Origin of the sequence: Planctomicrobium aquicomposti (assembly GCF_051466325.1) — a bacterium.
Classification (GTDB): Bacteria; Planctomycetota; Planctomycetia; order Planctomycetales; family Planctomycetaceae; genus Planctomicrobium.
On sequence record NZ_CP195792.1, the window covers coordinates 4,810,186 to 4,827,497 of the forward strand.

Annotated in this window: 20 protein-coding genes; 9 read left to right on the plus strand and 11 right to left on the minus strand. The window is 58.0% G+C overall.

Annotated features, from left to right (window positions below; translation table 11 throughout):
* Window positions 1-290: 290 nt before the first annotated feature.
* Together SH664x_RS18475 and SH664x_RS18480 are read left to right on the plus strand one after the other, a co-directional pair.
* A complete protein-coding gene (locus tag SH664x_RS18475; RefSeq protein ID WP_437203386.1) occupies window positions 291-665 on the plus strand; it encodes a DUF6968 family protein in 375 nt (124 codons plus the stop codon).
* A 37-nt stretch (window positions 666-702) separates the two neighbouring features.
* Entirely contained in the window at window positions 703-897 is a 195-nt protein-coding gene (locus tag SH664x_RS18480; protein ID WP_437203387.1) for a hypothetical protein, read from the plus strand.
* 21 nt (window positions 898-918) lie between these two features.
* Here SH664x_RS18480 and SH664x_RS18485 read toward each other — a convergent pair whose 3' ends face one another.
* Window positions 919-1,296 (minus strand): helix-turn-helix domain-containing protein, encoded by a 378-nt coding sequence (locus SH664x_RS18485; RefSeq protein ID WP_437203389.1) that lies wholly within the window; start codon window positions 1,294-1,296, stop codon window positions 919-921.
* A gap of 384 nt (window positions 1,297-1,680) precedes the next feature.
* Between SH664x_RS18485 and SH664x_RS18490 the strand changes: the two genes are divergently transcribed.
* Window positions 1,681-2,700, plus strand: coding sequence for a DUF932 domain-containing protein (locus tag SH664x_RS18490; RefSeq protein WP_437203391.1), 1,020 nt, complete (start codon window positions 1,681-1,683; stop codon window positions 2,698-2,700).
* A 71-nt stretch (window positions 2,701-2,771) separates the two neighbouring features.
* Window positions 2,772-3,026, plus strand: a complete 255-nt coding sequence (locus SH664x_RS18495; RefSeq protein ID WP_437203392.1) for a hypothetical protein — start codon at window positions 2,772-2,774, stop codon at window positions 3,024-3,026.
* A 359-nt stretch (window positions 3,027-3,385) separates the two neighbouring features.
* Here the strand turns inward: SH664x_RS18495 and SH664x_RS18500 are convergent, their stop codons facing one another.
* The 10 genes from SH664x_RS18500 to SH664x_RS18545 all read right to left on the minus strand — a co-directional run bounded on the left by SH664x_RS18500 (window position 3,386) and on the right by SH664x_RS18545 (window position 14,158).
* A complete protein-coding gene (locus tag SH664x_RS18500; protein WP_437203394.1) occupies window positions 3,386-5,416 on the minus strand; it encodes a DEAD/DEAH box helicase in 2,031 nt (676 codons plus the stop codon).
* 465 nt (window positions 5,417-5,881) lie between these two features.
* Complete coding sequence (locus SH664x_RS18505) at window positions 5,882-7,180, minus strand: hypothetical protein (protein WP_437203395.1); 1,299 nt, start codon at window positions 7,178-7,180, stop codon at window positions 5,882-5,884.
* Between the two features lie 20 nt (window positions 7,181-7,200).
* Window positions 7,201-9,987 carry a type IV secretory system conjugative DNA transfer family protein gene (locus SH664x_RS18510; protein WP_437203396.1) on the minus strand — a complete coding sequence of 929 codons (2,787 nt, stop codon included), beginning with the start codon at window positions 9,985-9,987 and terminating at the stop codon, window positions 7,201-7,203.
* A gap of 230 nt (window positions 9,988-10,217) precedes the next feature.
* Window positions 10,218-10,643, minus strand: a complete 426-nt coding sequence (locus SH664x_RS18515; protein ID WP_437203398.1) for a hypothetical protein — start codon at window positions 10,641-10,643, stop codon at window positions 10,218-10,220.
* 10 nt (window positions 10,644-10,653) lie between these two features.
* The gene (locus SH664x_RS18520) at window positions 10,654-10,950 is read right to left on the minus strand and encodes a hypothetical protein (RefSeq protein WP_437203399.1); all 297 of its coding nucleotides are present in this window, start codon (window positions 10,948-10,950) and stop codon (window positions 10,654-10,656) included.
* Between the two features lie 2 nt (window positions 10,951-10,952).
* Window positions 10,953-11,081, minus strand: a complete 129-nt coding sequence (locus SH664x_RS18525; protein WP_437203401.1) for a hypothetical protein — start codon at window positions 11,079-11,081, stop codon at window positions 10,953-10,955.
* Window positions 11,078-11,530, minus strand: coding sequence for a hypothetical protein (locus SH664x_RS18530; protein WP_437203402.1), 453 nt, complete (start codon window positions 11,528-11,530; stop codon window positions 11,078-11,080). Before SH664x_RS18530 ends, SH664x_RS18525 begins: the two co-directional genes overlap by 4 nt.
* Before the next feature lie 670 nt (window positions 11,531-12,200).
* Entirely contained in the window at window positions 12,201-12,452 is a 252-nt protein-coding gene (locus SH664x_RS18535; RefSeq protein WP_437203404.1) for a hypothetical protein, read from the minus strand.
* Between the two features lie 238 nt (window positions 12,453-12,690).
* Window positions 12,691-13,044 (minus strand): DUF6573 family protein, encoded by a 354-nt coding sequence (locus SH664x_RS18540; protein ID WP_437203406.1) that lies wholly within the window; start codon window positions 13,042-13,044, stop codon window positions 12,691-12,693.
* A gap of 454 nt (window positions 13,045-13,498) precedes the next feature.
* Window positions 13,499-14,158, minus strand: coding sequence for a DUF6573 family protein (locus SH664x_RS18545; RefSeq protein ID WP_437203407.1), 660 nt, complete (start codon window positions 14,156-14,158; stop codon window positions 13,499-13,501).
* Between the two features lie 525 nt (window positions 14,159-14,683).
* Between SH664x_RS18545 and SH664x_RS18550 the strand changes: the two genes are divergently transcribed.
* From SH664x_RS18550 to SH664x_RS18570, 5 genes are all read left to right on the plus strand, one after another.
* Window positions 14,684-15,802 carry a hypothetical protein gene (locus tag SH664x_RS18550; protein ID WP_437203409.1) on the plus strand — a complete coding sequence of 373 codons (1,119 nt, stop codon included), beginning with the start codon at window positions 14,684-14,686 and terminating at the stop codon, window positions 15,800-15,802.
* Window positions 15,803-15,855: 53 nt separating this feature from the next.
* On the plus strand, window positions 15,856-16,101 hold the full coding sequence (locus tag SH664x_RS18555; protein ID WP_437203411.1) for a hypothetical protein: 246 nt from the start codon (window positions 15,856-15,858) through the stop codon (window positions 16,099-16,101).
* Window positions 16,098-16,403, plus strand: a complete 306-nt coding sequence (locus SH664x_RS18560; RefSeq protein WP_437203412.1) for a hypothetical protein — start codon at window positions 16,098-16,100, stop codon at window positions 16,401-16,403. The genes SH664x_RS18555 and SH664x_RS18560 overlap by 4 nt, the downstream gene beginning before the upstream one ends.
* A complete protein-coding gene (locus SH664x_RS18565; RefSeq protein ID WP_437203414.1) occupies window positions 16,403-16,672 on the plus strand; it encodes a hypothetical protein in 270 nt (89 codons plus the stop codon). Before SH664x_RS18560 ends, SH664x_RS18565 begins: the two co-directional genes overlap by 1 nt.
* 140 nt (window positions 16,673-16,812) lie before the next feature.
* Window positions 16,813-17,304 carry an MT-A70 family methyltransferase gene (locus tag SH664x_RS18570; protein WP_437207270.1) on the plus strand — a complete coding sequence of 164 codons (492 nt, stop codon included), beginning with the start codon at window positions 16,813-16,815 and terminating at the stop codon, window positions 17,302-17,304.
* Window positions 17,305-17,312: the final 8 nt, after the last annotated feature.

Consider the following 17,312-nt stretch of genomic DNA (forward strand, 5'->3'; position numbering starts at 1 on the left):
GAGTTTTTCCGAATGTCAGAGTTAGTGCCCCACAACGTCTTTTGTGTAGCACTAAACGCGATACCCCGGCGAGCCTGTTTTTCGTCCTGAGGGGTTTCCGGTGTCTGTCGGCGGTATTTCGCCGCTGGCTGACTTTGCACTCCAGTTTGACATTCGCGGCTCCAAACTGCTTGGGTGAGGAAGATCATATTCCTTCCCGACGTAAGCAGGTGCGCTATGCCAAAGCCTTCCTCACTCCGACTGACCGTGTCGGCCCTTGCAGCTCTGATCAATGCGTTTCGGTAGGCTCCATGACTTCTGAAAAACTTATTGCTCAGAGAAGACTGGTCCGTAAGGACTCCGACGGCATTCCGGTAACAGTACGGCTATTTCTCCCAACTGAGCTCGAAGATGGGCGTTTTCTTTGTCGATTCGAGTTCGATGGGGCGCCAAACATGAAGGTCGAACTAGTGCCAGGTCCTGACGCTTTTTCAGCGTTGATTTACGCACTGTTTCAAATAGGCGAGGAAGTGTATCGGCATCATGATCTAGTGTGGGAGCTGACGATGCAGAGCCCCGGATTCCCATTTATTTTGCTGACATACGATTCTTTTGGAGAAGGGCATCGACTAAAACTGCGGCAACTTCTCGACGATTATGCGGGCACGATCAATCGGAAGAAGTAGTCGTCACAAAGCGGCGCACATCGAAGTTATCGAAAGAATGAGCGACTCCGAATGTGTCCCTCAGGCGGGCGAGCCAGTGCATTGCGGCGGTAGCCTCAAGCGTTATTCGGATGGGCGATGGATGACGGGCCGTTACGAATGGACCTGCCAACCCGAAGACCGTCCCACGTTCCACGTCGCTGGAACGTCAATCTTCCTCACTCCGCAGCGCCTGCTGCGCTGGCCGCAGTAGTGCGAATGCCTCTCTCCGTCGTTAAGCAGCATCCCGCAGATAGAGCAACCGCCAGATTCGGTCAATTTCACCGCGTTCGATGACTTCCAAGGGCTTGAAGCCGTCGAGGGAGTCATTCGGCAGCAGCAGCCAGGCACCGATTTGTTCGGCAGGAATCACGGTGAGCAACGCTTGCTGCAAACGGACAATCTCTGTCAACCGCTGACGGGATGAGTCGCTCTGCTCCTTTCCCGTTTCCCATTCAGCAATCGCCCGCTCCGAGTATCCGGTGAGGCGCGAGAACAGCTTTCGGGTCAGCCCGAGTGACTGACGCAGTTCAGCCACGGAAGGGGCGGTTGACACCGCGTTAAACGCAGTCTGAATCGGTTCTGAAACCTTCCGCTGATGCCTGGTACCCAAGCCTGTCCCTCCAATGGTACTGTCGGGCGCTTGCTGCATCGGCTCAAGCACCGTTGCATGCAAAAGTGCAGGCGACCTCGCAAGCACTCGTTATTGCTGATCTTTTCATGGCGTTCCCACTGCCTTTTTCCTCGCTTCGTGGTAGGGAATTGGATCAGAAACGCTCTCTGTTTGTCGGGAATAGGAGGGATGACAAACGCCACCTCTCGTTGACGGGTCGGGCCGTGATCGGGAGGTCGGTGGTGCCACAGGTTTTCAATTTTTCTCGGCCTTTCCACGGCCCCACCGGCCGAGTCCCAGGTTGCCCACGTGTGTGGACGACCCGTGGCTCGGCTGCGTATGCCGGGCGGATTTTCCAAGTCCGCGATTTCGAGGAGAGGCATCATGACGAATCTGACTACGGCCAATCAGGAACTCTTTCGGCGACCGCCGGACGAGTGCTTCGATTCGCTCGATGTGCTGCACGGCCATTGTCGCCAGCAGCGTGAGCAGTCCTCAGACATCTGGCAGAAGCCGGAGGACGTGCGGTTGTCGCACGACATGACGTTGATGATCGGAGACAATCCCGATCGTGTGCTCAATGACTGGTCGTTCTCACAGCTCTGCCGCATGGCCGGCGTGAGCAAAGACACGATCAATCGGCTGTCGAACAAGACTGCGAGCCGAGCACTTGAAGAGACGCTTCCGCGCTCTGACAAACCGCTGCAACTGTTGACGATGGACAACCTCGTGAGGTCGGTTCACGGAGTCGCTTACACGCGCCTCTGGAACGCCGATCTTTTGGATGCAGTCCGTGAAGCGGGGCCAGGCTTTCAAGCTCCGCAGAATGCAATGAACGGACACGGAACGGGGCTGTACTGCGGTGAGCAGGACATGTTCGCGTTTCTGATCGATCCGCTCGGCTGGATCGAGATTGACGGTGATGCGTTCGCACCTGGTTTCTTCGTCTGGAACAGTGAAGTCGGTCGGCGCTCTCTCGGCGTTCAGACGTTCTGGTTCCAAAAGGTGTGTCAGAACCACATCGTGTGGGACGCTGTCGAAGTCGTCGAGTTCAGCCGAAAGCACACGGCCAACGTCAAGGATGGCCTGGATGAGATCCGGCGCTTGGTCGAAAAGCTGGTCGCACGGCGCGACGCACGGCGGGACAGCTTCGCGGGTGTGCTGCAGAAAGCACTGACGCAGAAACTCGGCGACGATGCCGAACAGGTGTCGAAAGTGCTGGCCCGCGAGGACTTGCCCAAAGGGCTGATCAAAGAGGCCCTGGCACTCGCGCAGGCTCAAGGCGCATTCACAATCTTCGCATTGGTGGATGCCTTCACCCGGCTGAGTCAGTCGGTGAAGTTCGCAGGCGATCGGGCAGAACTCGATCAGAAAATCGGCCGCTTGTTCGCCCTGGCTGCTTAGTTGTCTGTGGAACACCTCCGTTGTGGAAGTGCTCATTGGTTCCGTTTCAATTCTTGTTGGAGCTATTCGTCATGTCACAGCAGACCAAAAATCGACCGGTTCATGAGATTCGCTTGGGACGCATCAAGGCTGCGATCTGGGAGAACGACACGCAGAACGGGACGCGCCACAACGTCACCGTCAGTCGCCTCTACAAGGAGGGAGAAGCGTGGAAGGACTCCGCCAGCTTCGGACGCGATGATCTGCCACTGGTCGCGAAAGTCGCCGATCAAGCTCATTCCTGGATCTTCAGCCAGGGGCACGATGCTGGCAACGGCGATGGTTGACTGAGATCGGTTCGGGATGACGCAGAAGGCGATTCTCGAACCATTCTCGCAGAGGTTACGGCACCACCGGACCTCTGACTCTTGTCGCGGCGCAGCACTTACCCGTCGGTAAACCAATTCGCGATTGCTAGATCATCTTGATGGTTTCAAGATCCTCAGATGTCTTTGTCAGGATGCTGCGGAAGCATTCGTCGCATACTCGCTTAGAGGTAGAAAAACCTGTGCCAAGTTTCGGGATTTCAACACAGGTTTGCCCGGCGACAAATGGTCCCTGACAGCGAGAGCATTTTGACGCCTTCAAGACATTTACCCGCTTTGGCCTTCCGTTCGTACTGCCAATTAGCGAGGGAACGGGACCTCTAGGCTTGATTTTTTTCATATTCGGACTTGGCTTTGCGGACACGTCTCGCAAGGGTCTGGAGGATGTCATCGAGATTATCCAATACGTGTTTGAATTCCTCAGTTGAAGCCTGTGCACGCTCTTTTCCAAGGCGTTTGTTGATCTCGGCATTTACCATCATCAGAGCAGACACGTAGTTGTTCTTTCCTGCAAGCTTCAGAGATTTGTATTTATGGACAAGCTCCATGCCGGGCATAGTCAACTCGACGTGGTTGAGCAGCAATTTCGCGATGCGTTGCGCCTGCTCATACAGCCGTTTTTTAGCCTCTTCCCATTCCCGTTGCGGCTGGACCGCGAACGGTTCAGAAGGCGCCCGCTTGCGAACGGGTGCCACCTGCGCTTTTTTCACGAGTTCGTCTGCCTGGCTGGGGTCGAGACCAAACAACCGCAGCCGGTCGCGCAAATCCTCTATGACCTGCTGATCCTCGATGGTAGTGAAATCTTCCTCCCAAAGCGATTCCACAACTTCACCATGTACGACGACGCGCTCGCCAACCGTAAGCCGCGTCGAGCCATCACGGACTTCAGCAGGCACCTCGGGCTCGTCGCCGCTGATCACCTTATCCCAAAATGCTTGATCGTCGTTCTCGAATTGCTTGAACTCCTTTAGCCGTTCGTCGAGATTCATGCCGAGATGAGTGACGATGTGGCCGACATTGTCTGGATGCACCGGGTCGTTCTGAACGACAACGCGCATAATTCGGCCGACAAACTGGATGTAGGGGGCGAGGGTCCGAAATGGGCGGAAGATAGCTGCTATGCTCAACTTCGGGTGGTCAAACCCTTCGCCAAGCATCTGCACCTGGATAATACAATCCAGAGTACCGTTGCGCAGGGCAATGAGAATCGCCTCTTGTTCGTCAGAAGTTTGCTTGCTGTGGATTACATCGGCGTTGAAACCTCGTTCCTGGTAGAGCGATCGGATTTCCCGAGCGTGATTGATCGAGCACGCGACGGCGATAAGCTGGTGTCGAGTTCCACTTTGCCGCAGCTCTTCGAGCTTTTCGAGACTGCTGTCAACGATGTGCTGGTTGCAGGGTCGAGCAAGCGCAACACCTCGGCTGAACCACTCTTCCTCTTTCAGCTTGAGCACCTCGTCAAGGTTGTATGTGCGGCCTCGCTCGTCGGAAAAACCGAGTTCGATTTCAGAAGGAGCGACGTAACTGGCTTTCAGTCGCTTAATGTAGCCTTTTAGGGTCGCGCTGCGGAAAGGATAACGGAACACCAACTCCCCGTCGATTTCCTGTCGATCGCTGCGGAACGGCGTCGCAGTCATGTGAATGATTTTTGCATTCGGAAAGTGATCGATGACCTTCTGCCAGCTTGCAGCGGCGCTGTGGTGGGCTTCGTCGACGATAATCATGTCAAAGAAGTTATCGGAAAACTGCGAAAGCCACTTGTCGACGCTGGTCGCAAGCTGCTGAATGTTGGTGATGACGATGTGCGACTTGGTCGCTACCGAGATATTGCCTGTGTCGAGGGTACATGCCAAAGGCCCGGCTACCATTTGGTCAGGACTCAGTACTGCTGCTTTCCGCCAGAAGCATTTCTGGCGGTTCGTGATGTCCATCGCCTCGTAAAGGCCATTTTTTATTGTCAGATTCGGCGCAATAACAAGGGCGCGCCCCTCTGCGAGCCCGAGAGGAAGCAGGGCTGCCAGACCGGTTTTGCCGCAGCCGACGGGTATCTGAAGGATTGCCTTGTTCTTGCCTGCACGAAAGAAGTCGTACGTCCGCAGATAGCCATCGCGTTGGGGATCGCGAAGAGCAGCATTCTCCTCGATATTGAAGTCCAGGTTTACAAAGAATGACTCCAGCGGTTGGTTAGCGCGAACCCAGGCATCTACGCTTGCCTTTTCAAAGACCCATTTTTTTCCGAGTTTGCGAGCGGGAATCCGGCCATCGCGAGCGAGCGCATACAGCGCAGTTTTTCCCATGCTTAGGTAATCCGCCGTCTCTTCAAGAGACAGCCATTGGGCCTCTGAATTCATTTGCATGCCTCCTGTCAACAGATATCAAGTGATACCAAACGACAGATACGGCGTCAAGTTTGTCAGCGTGACCAAAGCCACGAGATTACTTCCAGTTGGGTGCTGAGGCTTCGTCGTCCTTCATCCGTCGAGCTCGCCCCGTGAGGCCGGAGGCCCTTGGCTCGATGAATGAAGGATGAGGAAGACTCGGGGCAGAGACGAGCAGTCGACTCCGCCGTTCGCCTTGGCCCGCAGAGGCTTTGTTGTTCGATTCCCGAGGGCCTCGTCTCCAAGCTGCGTCGCATGTGTTCCTTGGGCACGAGGTCGCAAGTTTCAACTGACAATCAAAGTCGTCAGATGCGAGCTCGATTCGCGCGCCAACGAAAAAACCGCCTTATGTTTTACTGCCCGGCGGAATGGGTCAGGCCGCCTTATTTTTCTGTTCCCGGCAGCGGAGGAACATGCCTGCATTGTACCAGATTCGGCTCAGGGGGCGAGTAGCCCCTTCTCCACCATCTGCTTTGCGTACTTGAGCAGCAACGCATGGGCCTTTCTCAACTCCGGCGTGTTGGTGCGCTCGAAGCCGGAGGCGCTGCCAATGAACTTTGGAATCGGTCCTTGGTTGCGGTCGTTCTGAATGCTGGCGACGTACATCAGGCCCTCCATGCCGGTGCGGCCTTCCTTCATCGCGTGCCATTCGACGAGCTTTGCGTACGACACCGGGCCAGGTTTGGCAGCGTTCTTGGTGTACGTCGTGCCGTTTTCGACCAACGCTGACAGGTAGTGCTTGATGTCGGGCAGAGCTTTCTCGAAATCGGCGTCGCGGGCGGCTTTTTCCTCGGCAAGTTTCTTGGCCGCCATCGCTTCCTGCTGGCGACGTTGTTCGGCCTGGGCTTCCTGAACGATCTTCGCCGCGGCCTGCTCACCGGCGAGCTTTGTCGCTTCCGCCTGGGCCATGTCAATCTTGCGCTGCGCTTCCGCCTTTTCTCTGGCGATGCGATCGGCACCTTCGCGCCGCGCTTGTCCCAATGCGGCATCTTCGGCCTCGCGCCGTTCCTGGTCGCGATGCTCCTGGACAGTATCCAGGGCAGCTTGCAGCGTCATCGTTTCATGTGGGGTGAGAGCACTGGCTTCTTTCGCCAGTGCCGCCAAGTCGCGTGTCGCACGTTGAATCTCATCCAACTGCTCGTTGACGCTCGACTCGATATCGGAGATCCGCGATTGCAGATCCTTGCTCGGCGTGAATGCAGTGTCTTGCTCGGCAGCACGCTTGACCGGCTGCATCAAGCTGTCCAGGCGCTGCGCGAGTTGGTCGGCAGTTTCTGCGGTGGGGAGGTAAGGCGAGAGCAGACGATCCGCACGTTCGACGAGCTTCCAGTCGGAAGCAATCTTTCGGCCAGCCTCGCCGTCAAGGACTTCACTGCGTTTGGCCTGCCAGACCTTCAATGCACTGCGGAGCTGGGCAATCCGGTCCTCAGCAGTCTTCGCGACCTGAACGGCGGTAAGCGACGCATCACGGGCAATCGCTTGCTCCTGCTGCTGGTACAGCTTCGACGTCTTCAAGTCTGAAACGACTTCTTGCAGATTGGCCATGCTCTTCTGCAATTCGGCGTTCTGGGAGACCTGTTCCGCGAGGCGGGCTTCAGCCGCATCGCGAGATTTCTTGCCGTCGAAATAGATGTAGGCGGCAAACAGAGCCAGGCCAACAACAACGGCGGTCGTGCCGAGCCGACGGGAGTCAGGCCGCGACACGTCACCAGTTGGGGCCGGTGGTTGGTCGGTCATTGATTGCCCTTTCTATCGGATTAGTTCTTTGGGGGTCGTTTCTTGCGTTTTGAAACTTGGGACTGCCAAACGTCGCGGAGCGGGTCTGGTTTGTTCCCGTCCGCTTCTTCAAACGGCAGCTTGGCATCGATGATCGGTTTTCGCTTTTCGCCCACGACGACATCCTGAATCGCAGCGGCCGACTCCAATGTGGGCACCAGTGTTGCCGGGTTCTGTTCTGGCCAACGAGCATTCTTTCGTTCACCGTACTCTTTGGCACTGATGTGATGCGTCGAGCGCATGACGAAAGGAAAACCGCCGTACTGCGCGTAGCCATCGCCGCGTCGAATCTGGACGATGCTTTGGAGCGGATGATCGGTGGCGAGCAGGATGTCGTTGACGCCAAGCCGGGGAAGGAGCGTTTCGCTGTAGCCGACGCTGGTCTGTCCGCCGTGAAGGGCGCTCAGGGACTCCCGCCAGGCGCGTTGGTGAACGAGAGTTTGACCGGAAAGAGCGATCAACTCCTGCTGATCCTCGACATTGGATGCAGCAAAGATTTGCTTGTAGCGAGTATTGGCCCGAACGGCGGGCATCAGGTCGATGCCCTGACGCTTCAGATCGTACATCGACTGATTGGCCAGAATCAGTCCGACTTTCATGCTGCGGGCGGTCTGGAGAATCAGTTCCAAATTGCCGGAGACAATGCGCTGGAACTCGTCGATGAAAACGAACACTTGTTTGCGTTCGGCGTCGGGTACGGTCCGCGCCGAGCCAAGCAGCGAATAGAGTGCGATGCGGGCGATCTCAGCCGACGATGTTGTTCCAAGTGACGAAGGCAGGTGGAGGTAGACGACCTGCGGAGTGCGGAACACGTCACTGAATTCGATCTGCTCCTTGAGGACGGTCTCCGGGACCTGAGTGCGTGGCGTGACATTCAGAGCTTCGGTAGCTGCCAATCGAGACACGATAGTGCGGATGTGCGAGCCGTCTTTTAGCACCTGGTTGCTGACGCCGCGCATCGCGTAGCGATCCCCGAGGACTTGCTCCAATTCCCGGAAGGAGTCGATGTCGGGCCGGACCTTCAGGGCGTTGAAGAGAAGCTCGGCATTTGCGTCAGAAAAATATCCGCGCCCGTAATCCGTGCCGTACTGAAGACCCAAGGCCGTCGTGATGACATCGGTTTTCTGATACAGCGACAGCCCTGCGAAAAACGCCTGCCGTAGCGGGTTGAAGGCGTACGTTGAGCGATTCAGTTCGTTGGTGAACCAGCGAAAGGGCTTGTTCGCCTTTTCTGAGTCGATGCGACTCCCGCTGAACAGCGCCAGGTCATCCCCCTTCAGGTCGATAACGACAACCGAGGTGTCCTGCACTCGCGCCATCTGCGAAAGAATCAGCGAGATTCCGAGTGAAGTTTTGCCCGAGCCGGAATCGCCGATCAGGTGCGCGTGTTCCTCGAAGACCTTCAGCGGAACCAACACCGGCGTGTTGTCGCTGGCGTTGACTCCGAGCAGCAGACTTTTCTTCTCCACGTTGTCTTCTGAGGACTGCACTCGTTTGACGAGTTCTTCCCAACCGTCCGCTGAGAGAATGTCCTGCGGATCTACATCACTGTTGGGACGGAGGTACCCCGCGACGCGGCCAGTAGTTGCGAAACAAAAGCCGCCGACGTAGAGGAGCGGGAATAAGACCGCGAAGACCGGATAGGTCGCCCAGGTCACAACCGCGAGAGTCCAGCCAGCAGCGACCCAGAAAAACCGTGCGGCGATGCGATCTTGTTGCTTCTCCCGAGATGCCGGATCACCCGCTTCTGAGGCCGACTTTGGAGTGGCCGCAGGCTTTGCAGGCTCTGTCGGCTCCGCTGGCATTCGCTCACGAAGCCGCTTCAAGTATTGCTCGCGTTCCTCGGGCGGCATGCGTTGGAGCATTCGTTCCTGATACGGCTCCAGTTTCGGATCGCCAGCGAGCAGGAAAGAATCGGCTGCGGGTTCTGGATCGGGTGACTGGCCGCGAATGCTGGTCGGGTTTTCTCGTTTGTGCCAGTCAGCCGGATCGAAGTCATGGAGCTTTTCCCAGAAGCCACGGCGAGGAAATCCCTGCACCCGAAAGAGCCGATTGCTGTAGTCCATGCCATGACTGAAAAGCTGCGCGAAACTCGCCGCGAACAGAATCAGCAACCAAAAACTCAGCCGCCGGCGTCGCCGGCAACTGCCTGCCGGCGTCTGGTAGGCACCGGCAACTTTGATGTGTTGTGGGTTGTAGGTGAACCACTGCACCAGCGCTGGCCAGAACGCGGTTCGCATTTGTCGCAGTCGTATCCACGGGCGAACGTAGAAGTAGCCTGCCAGGACCTCCACCACGAGCGGCAGCAGGAGCAACACCAAGAGGCCGAGCATCAGCGGCGGCACGTTGGCCCACATCATGCCCGATGCTGGGGCCGACATGAGCCACCAGAGAAACACGGGAAAGGAGAACAGCCCGACAACCAGCAGTGAGTACAGCTCCAGACCTTTGGCCGTATTCCAAAACCAGCGCGCTCGCCAGAGCGAGCGAAGCTGGAGGGCGCGATCGCGGTCCAGTACTGAGGTGGTCTGCAAATGAAAGAAATGACACGCGAAGCTGTCAGCGACGATGACGGCACAAATGCACGCGACTGTCGCGATGAGCAACGGCTCGCGCAGCATGGTCAACGCGAGCATTAGCGGCGGCAAGACGAAGAGATAGTACAGCCACGCAGACCAGCGCTTCGGAAAGCCGGTGAAGACGACCGAGAAAATCGCCAGGGCGAGCGCCCCGACGGCCCCCAGGATGAATTCAATCGAGTAGTACAAATTGAAATTGGCGACGATCGCCAGCGGAAGGCAACACAGTAGTCCCAGAAAAATCTGCCAGCGGGCGCCCCGGCGATTCTCGGGCAGTGATCCGCTGACGACCGGAAATTCCAGCTCGACGCCTGAGGTGTTCGGCAGCCGGTCAACCTGCGTGGGGTTTCCGATCGGCTGCGCGAGAGACTTTGGGAGCAGATCGAGTGAATCGAGAAACTGCCGGATGGTGCGAAACATCAGCCGTCTCCATCAAACGGAGAACGACTCGACGACCCGCTCGCGAGCAGTTGGGCGAGATCTTCGACGGCTTCGACGCGAAAGCGAACGTTCCAACTGTGCCGCTGAATGGCCTCGCGAATTGCGGCGGCCTTTTCTTCGGTGGCTGTGATGATTGCCACGAGATAGCGGTCTTGTTCGATTAGCGTGCGGACAGCGGCGATCCGCAGTTGCATTTCCAAGTCTTCTCGGCACTTCCGAATGACATGGTCTGGCGGCCCTCCTTGATCGACTCGGATATGGGCCAGGCGAACGGTTTCGCCGTCATGGTCCAGGTAGTAGTGACCACAGTCGGAACGCTTGCCGGTGAAATTCGGAACTTTCTGCTGTAGCTCCGACACCAGCAGCCGCTCGCGTGGCGTGTTGGCCATGCAGCAAAAGAGCAAGATCCCGTATTCACGCGGGAGCGCTTGAGTGCCGATGGCTTTGCACTTTTTTGGGTGAGAGTCCGAAGAGCTTGATTGCCTCAATGCCGACCACGAAGTAGCTGCGACCGGAGTACAGCTCGTAGCGGTTCAGAAATCCGTGATCGACCAAGCGAGACGTGACTTTGGTGACGGCATTCAGTTCGCTATCAGAAAAGAAGAGGTGGTGCAGAACCTCGCGCGTTGTCATGCGATAACGGGGCAGGTGGTCGAGAATTTCATAATCCCGGTCGACCAAACGGGGATGCTTTGTGTTCCGTCTGGCCATGATTACCAAATCTCGTAGGGCAGTCCCCGCTGCTGGTTGTCGGTATGAAAGTCGATCAGTCGGTCTTTGTCGTAAGCGCCGCCGAACTCCAACACGAGTTGCGGACGCTCATCGGCACGAAGGGCGATCACCGCATCTGGAAGTTTTGTCCGCGCCGATGCGGGGCGAGCTCGTCTTCTCCAATCCAGTTCTTGGCCTCGTCAGGCCGCTGCTCGCGAAGCTGCAAAAACATCTCGCTGACGCCGAGATCATGCGTTGCCTGAAACTCTTGCTTGATGCGACCGGCTGCACGGCCTCCAAAGAGATTCGCTGCACGGCTGGTGGCGAAGTAGACGCGGGTCTTGCGAGGCTCTTTTTCCCAGCGCGATTGCAACCGCCAAGCGATGCTGCCGTATGCAGGTTCGGCGTCACCGGGCTTCCAGCTCATCACGGGTGCGGTGAGTTCCGGGAGGGGTCGCGCCATCACCTGCGACTCATTCAGAAGTCCTTCTTTCACCAGCACGGAGAGACGACGACGTGCGTTCTCCAGCCCTTGTTTGGCTTCCTTCCACCAGTGATTTGTAACTTGACTCAGAGCCACGATTCGAACCCGACTACAAAGCATGCCCACGATTTCGCGATCACATTCGGTCAACATCAACCTCGCAACGACTGGCAATCAGCGTGATCAGAAAATAAGCCTTGGATTGTACCGAAACTTCTGCGCCGATTCAGCCCAGGTGTCGGCGGACACTCTGACCTGACACGTTGGCACAGTTTGTCGCGCTTACTCGGATGCTGCTTTCGCATTACGCCCGTGCCTTGCAGCACGTCGCGTGGCACTTCGCCCTGCAGGGTGAAGTGCCACGCCGATCACAGAAGTCCCGCGTCGCCCTGGCGACGCGGTGCCCCGAAGGTCGTACAGACCGCAGGGGCAGGCCGCAGCGTTCAGCGGAGGCCGAGTGGTCCGCACCCGGCCCCAGCCGGGTCGGACCCAGGCGAGCGGCAGCGAGCCGGCGACCGTACAGGTCGCGGCATGCACCGGCCCCAGCCGGTCATGCCATGCCGTTCAGGCAGCGTTGCGTTCCAGCAACGCAAGGAGCAGCACGGGCCGCGTTCAGCGGCACGGGATGCGACGGAGGACGGGCAAGGCATCTCCCAAGTACGAAGTACTGGGGAATGCTGCGACCGGACGGGACAAAGAAGACGCGGCAATGCCGCGTACCTCAGCGCGCAGAAAAATGCCCCGCCTAAAGCGGCGGAGCGTGGAGCTATTTGGATTGCTCCTTGAGCCAGATATGGCAGCGCCGAACGGCGCGAATCACGTCGTTGAAGTCTTGAGGTCGGAAGTTGTTTCGAATGCAGTCAGAGGCATTTCTGTTGTCGATGCGGTGCAAAGAAATTCGCAGATACGTCGTGCCGTCTTTGGATTCGTTCAACCAGATTCGTGCCCAAACATCACCGAACGTAAACGCGGCGACCGGTTCGTTGATTCCGCGACGCGCCTCCGGTCGCGGAAACATCTGCCTGACGATGTCCTCTGTGCGGATCAGGTTCGATTTTGGTCTGTCGTTGCTTCGATTTTGAAAGCGTTTCCAAGCGGTCATTGTAATTCCTCCATGAAGAAACACCGGCCCCAGTGCGACCGGTGCGAATGTTGGGCGGGAGCACTGGCCCCGTTGGAGGAAACCGATCAGTCCTCGTGAGGCAGCAGGATGGTCAGCACTGGGCGCGGGTCGTCACCAGGTCCGCAGATCGCTTTCAGCTTGATGGCTTCCTGATTGCCGTCTGGAAGCTGCTGAGCACTTGGAAATTCACGCGGTCCTGTCCGCACTCCATCCGGTTGCGAATCACGAAGCGAAGCACCCGAAGCAGGTCGGCCAGTCGCAAGGCTTCGGTTTGGTCGGGCTGGTCTTTGAGGTGTTCCGGGACAGGAATGCAGGACTCCCAAGCGGCTGAAGTCATCGCGATGGGGAGTACAAAGCCAATCTGTTTGGCGAGCTGCTCATTCACTTCGATCAGTACGCCATCTTCGATGGCCTGTGCCCGGCTGTAGGCAAAGATCACTTCTCCAAAGAGGGGATGTTCCTGGGTGTTGTTCGTCTTGTCGTTCATGTTTTCCTCCGTGTGCGCGCTTGCGCGTTGGTTGTTCGTCAACCACCCCTGCATTCGTTTCCGGCGGGATGGACTGATTGGCATCCCTTGTGGTGCAGTCCATCCCGCTGGGAACGAAGGAAACGCTCGCGACGCGGAGCGATGGAGGCCCGGAGGCGGGGCGGGGGCGTACCGGAGCAGGGTCAAGGTGGAGAGCGGAGCAAAGCGCAGCGGACCTTGACGCTGCGGGAGGGAAGCGAACAGGTGGGGGCCGGAGTCGCGCAGCGTGGCGAGACCATGAGGGGGAGTGAGGCGAGCGTGTTCCGCGAAGCGGAATAAGCGACCCGAACGTGGTGGGGCCTGAGCGACGTTCAGGAGCGAAGGCTGGCCGCTGCGTCCAGCGGAGGCCAGGGGCGGTGGCGGCGCGGCGAAGAATTCAGCCCGCCCGTACTGGGGCGAGCTGGGAGGATCTCAATCAGTCCTCGCGTGGAAGCATGATCGTGATTACCGGCTCTGCATTATCTCCTGGGCCGCAAATCGACTTGAGATCAACACGGCGGGAAGTTCCGCCGGAGCCGACAACTGAGACACAGAAGCGGATCTCTGATTCGTCTCTGCCGATGATGCTGAACCTCAGCACGTTTAGAACGTCCCAAAGCCTCCCGGTTTCGTCTTGGCCGGGGGCATTGAATGGCACTTCAACGGCGGCAGTCCAGGCGGCGGCGGTGATCGCGACAGGAAATTTGAATCCCGCTTCTTTGGCCAAGTCGCTGACATCAACGAGCGTTCCATCCTCGATGGCCTGCTTGCGCGTGTAGGCGAAGATCAGAACTGGTTCCGGCTTCTGTTTCGGGGAATCTACAATCAACTCGTCGGCGATGCTGTACCAGTCGATGCGGCTGGTCGCGGTAGTCATCAGATCCGAGAACGCGGACGCGGGGATTTCCGGGGCGAGATCCTCAAACCATTCTTCGAGCGCGTCTGCCAACTGCTTCCGTGCCTGGTCGCTGGGTTCCGAGCGAAGAAACTGCGCGGTGCGATCGCGCCAGTACAGGTACATGCCTTGATCGTTGTCGATCCAAACTTTGACCAACCAAGTTTCTCGGTTCTGCTCGCTCTGTTCTTTTTTGTCCATGTGGTTGCCTCTCCAGAGAGCGGCCGCGTTGACGGCCAGTTTTCACAACCACCCAGTCCGCATGTTTTCGACTGAGTGGGCCTTTGAGAGCCGCTTGCGGTGAGGCCCACTCAGACGGAAACGTGCAACGCACAGCGACCGATGTTGAGTGGCATCCGAGAGGGGAAGCGGGGCGGGCGTACCGGAGCAGGGTCAAGGTGGAGAGCGGAGCAAAGCGGAGCGGACCTTGACGCTGCGGGAGGGAAGCGAACAGGTGGGGCGGATTACAGGAGGCATCGGGAGACGATCAGCGGCGCGACGGAATCCGTCGCGGGCGGGGGTGGGCGAAGTCTGCAAGCGATTCCAACTCGCCAGCCAAGGTGTCGAACTTGAAGCCTCACTTTTCACAGTGAATTACGAGCGCACACGGCGAGCTTGAATTCGCAGTGGTGCCACAAGCCGTGTCTCTTTTTTCGCGATTCGCTTTTGGTCACGTAGCTTCGATGTGGTGAGAGGACATTCCGTTCACGACATGGGAGCACGACGATGCAGAACTGGTTTGCGAAGAAAGATGGTGGGGCTGTTGCAGGCGACTTGGTAGAGGGCGAACGGGTCCATCCGCCGGAGACTCCCGGCGGATCAAGTGACGCGGTTGCGGAGACAACGGAGCCACCACGAGAATTACTGCTGCTAACAGAAGCCCATCGGGCGATTGCGGAAGTGCATGGCCTCGATGGCATCAAAGCCATTCGAGATAAGGCTGAAGCGGTGCGCAAGTACGCGCAGTCTGCCGGAATGGGCCTGGAGCTTCAGAATTATGCGGCCGAAGTGAAGCTCCGTGCCGAACGCAAGGCGGGGGAGCTGCTCTCCCAGTTGCAGTTGCATGGCGGTGATCGAAAGTCAGAGCAGTCTGAGCAGCGGGTAAAGCTCGATGACTTGGGCATTACCAAAGATCAGTCATCACGCTGGCAACTGACTGCGGCGATTCCTGATCGGGATTTCGAGAAGTACGTCACGGAAACGAAGTCAGGGCGTGGCGAGGTGACAACTGCCGGGCTGCTGCGTGTGGCCAAGGACTTCGTGGCCAAGCGGCGTAAGCGATTCAAACAAAAGAAGACACCGGCGCAGCCTGTTATCGGCGGCAATGGCCCGTCCGTGCTTGAGTCGCTGAAGAGTCTGATTGAGCAGCCACAGCGGTTTTCGTGCCTGTACGTCAATCCACTGTGGCCGGACTTCGGGGAAGGTGGTGATGAACTCGCCTCGCTGTTTGAACTGCCGGTAAGTCACGTCTGTCAGGAGAACGCCCATCTGCATCTCTGGCTGCCGGAGCAGTACTCCACCGATATACCCCGGCTGATTTCAGCCTGGGGCTTCAAGCTCACCAGTTCCTTCGTGTGGGTATCCGGCAAGGGGGGGCGCGGCGAATACTGGCGGACCTCGCACCGGATGATGGCACTCGGTGTTCGCGGCGTGCTGCCGTTTCGCAACAAGTCAGTGCTGAGTTGGATTCGTGCCGACGCTGCGATTCAAGCGGGCAAACCGGAAGTAGTTCGAACGCTGATCGAGCGCGTCAGTCCGGGACCATACCTGGAACTCTTCGGCATAAAGCCGGTTCCTGGGTGGACCGTGCTGGCCCCTGCACTCGGTCAGAGCGAGTTGCTCTAGTCCACACCGCCTTCATTCGGCTCTCCACCGTTACTCATCAAAGGACAGCTCACATGGCAAAGCAACCGGTTCACAGCATTCGTATCGGCTACATCAAGGCAAGCGTCTGGCACAATCAGACCAAAGCAGGCGACCGCCACAACGTCACCGTAACGCGGTTGTTCCGCGATGGCGATGTGTGGCGCGAGTCGAACCACTTCGGCAGGGATGACCTGCTTCTTCTTGCCAAGGTCGTCGATCAGGCGCACACCTGGATTTGCGAGCAAGGAGCCGTTTCTGAGGCGGGGGTGGAACAATGAAGCCTCCATCCAACAAACCGTACGCGATGGTCGGTGCGGGAGATCTCACGGCTTCAATCGGGAAGGAACGCGCTGTGGGTGCGAGTTGGAAGTATGGGTTCAGCATCTTTCGACTCGACAGCCGCAACGACCGTGCGACGCAGCGGCTGCTGCCGAGAGACATCCTCGATCTGATCAAGTTGGCCCGCGTGTTGGCGCAAGTCATCGCCGATGACGGCTGCTTGTCTTCTCAGATACGGCAGGAACTGCTGTCCTTGGCTGCATCTATCGACTGCCTGCTGGGCGACGAGGGGAGTGTTTGATGGTGCAGCGGCGTTCCAAAGCGACTGCCCGCGACTCGGAAGAAACGCCGAGCGTGATTCTCCCGCCGGGAACGCCCGAGTGGGTGACGGTCGCATTGGTGGAACAGACGCTGGAAGTCTGGCAACCGCGTTACGAATCGCCGCTTTCAATCGAAGACGCCATACGAATTCTGGTCGGCGCGAGCCGCTTGTTCCGAACGCTTGCCGCAGACGAACTGGCGATGCCGTCTAAGGCCGTCCGCAATGGTGATGATTCAGTCGGTCCATAACTCGAACGTGGAAGTGCAGCGTGCAAGGTCGCGAGACACGACCGGATGGTCAGGCAGATGAGAACGGCAACGACCTGCCGTTGCCGACCATCGTGCGCGATTTGCACTCGCTCTCTCGGAGCGGAATCCGCTTCTCAACAGTGTATGCGGACCCTCCGTGGCCCTACTCAAACACGGCCGCGCGCGGAGCAGCTGAGAACCACTATCGGACGATGACGCTGGAAGCGATTCGGAACGAGCCTGTGCGGCAGTTGATCGCCAATGACGCGCATCTGCATCTGTGGACGACCAACGCTTTCCTGCAAGAAGCGTTCGATGTCGTTCGGGCCTGGGGCTTCCGCTACAAATCGTGCTTGGTGTGGGTGAAGCCACAGATTGGCATGGGCAACTACTGGCGCGTCTCGCACGAGTTTCTGTTGCTCGGCGTGCGTGGCAATTTGCCGTTTCAAGCTCGCACGATCCGAAGCTGGCAACTCGCACGCCGGACTGTTCACAGTCGCAAACCGTTTCTCTTTCGCAGTCTCATCGAGCAAGTCAGCCCCGGTCCATATCTGGAGCTCTACGGGCGTGAGGAACAGCCTCACACTGGTTGGACCGTGTACGGCAATCAAGTCGAGCGCCGCTTGTTCTGAACATGCGA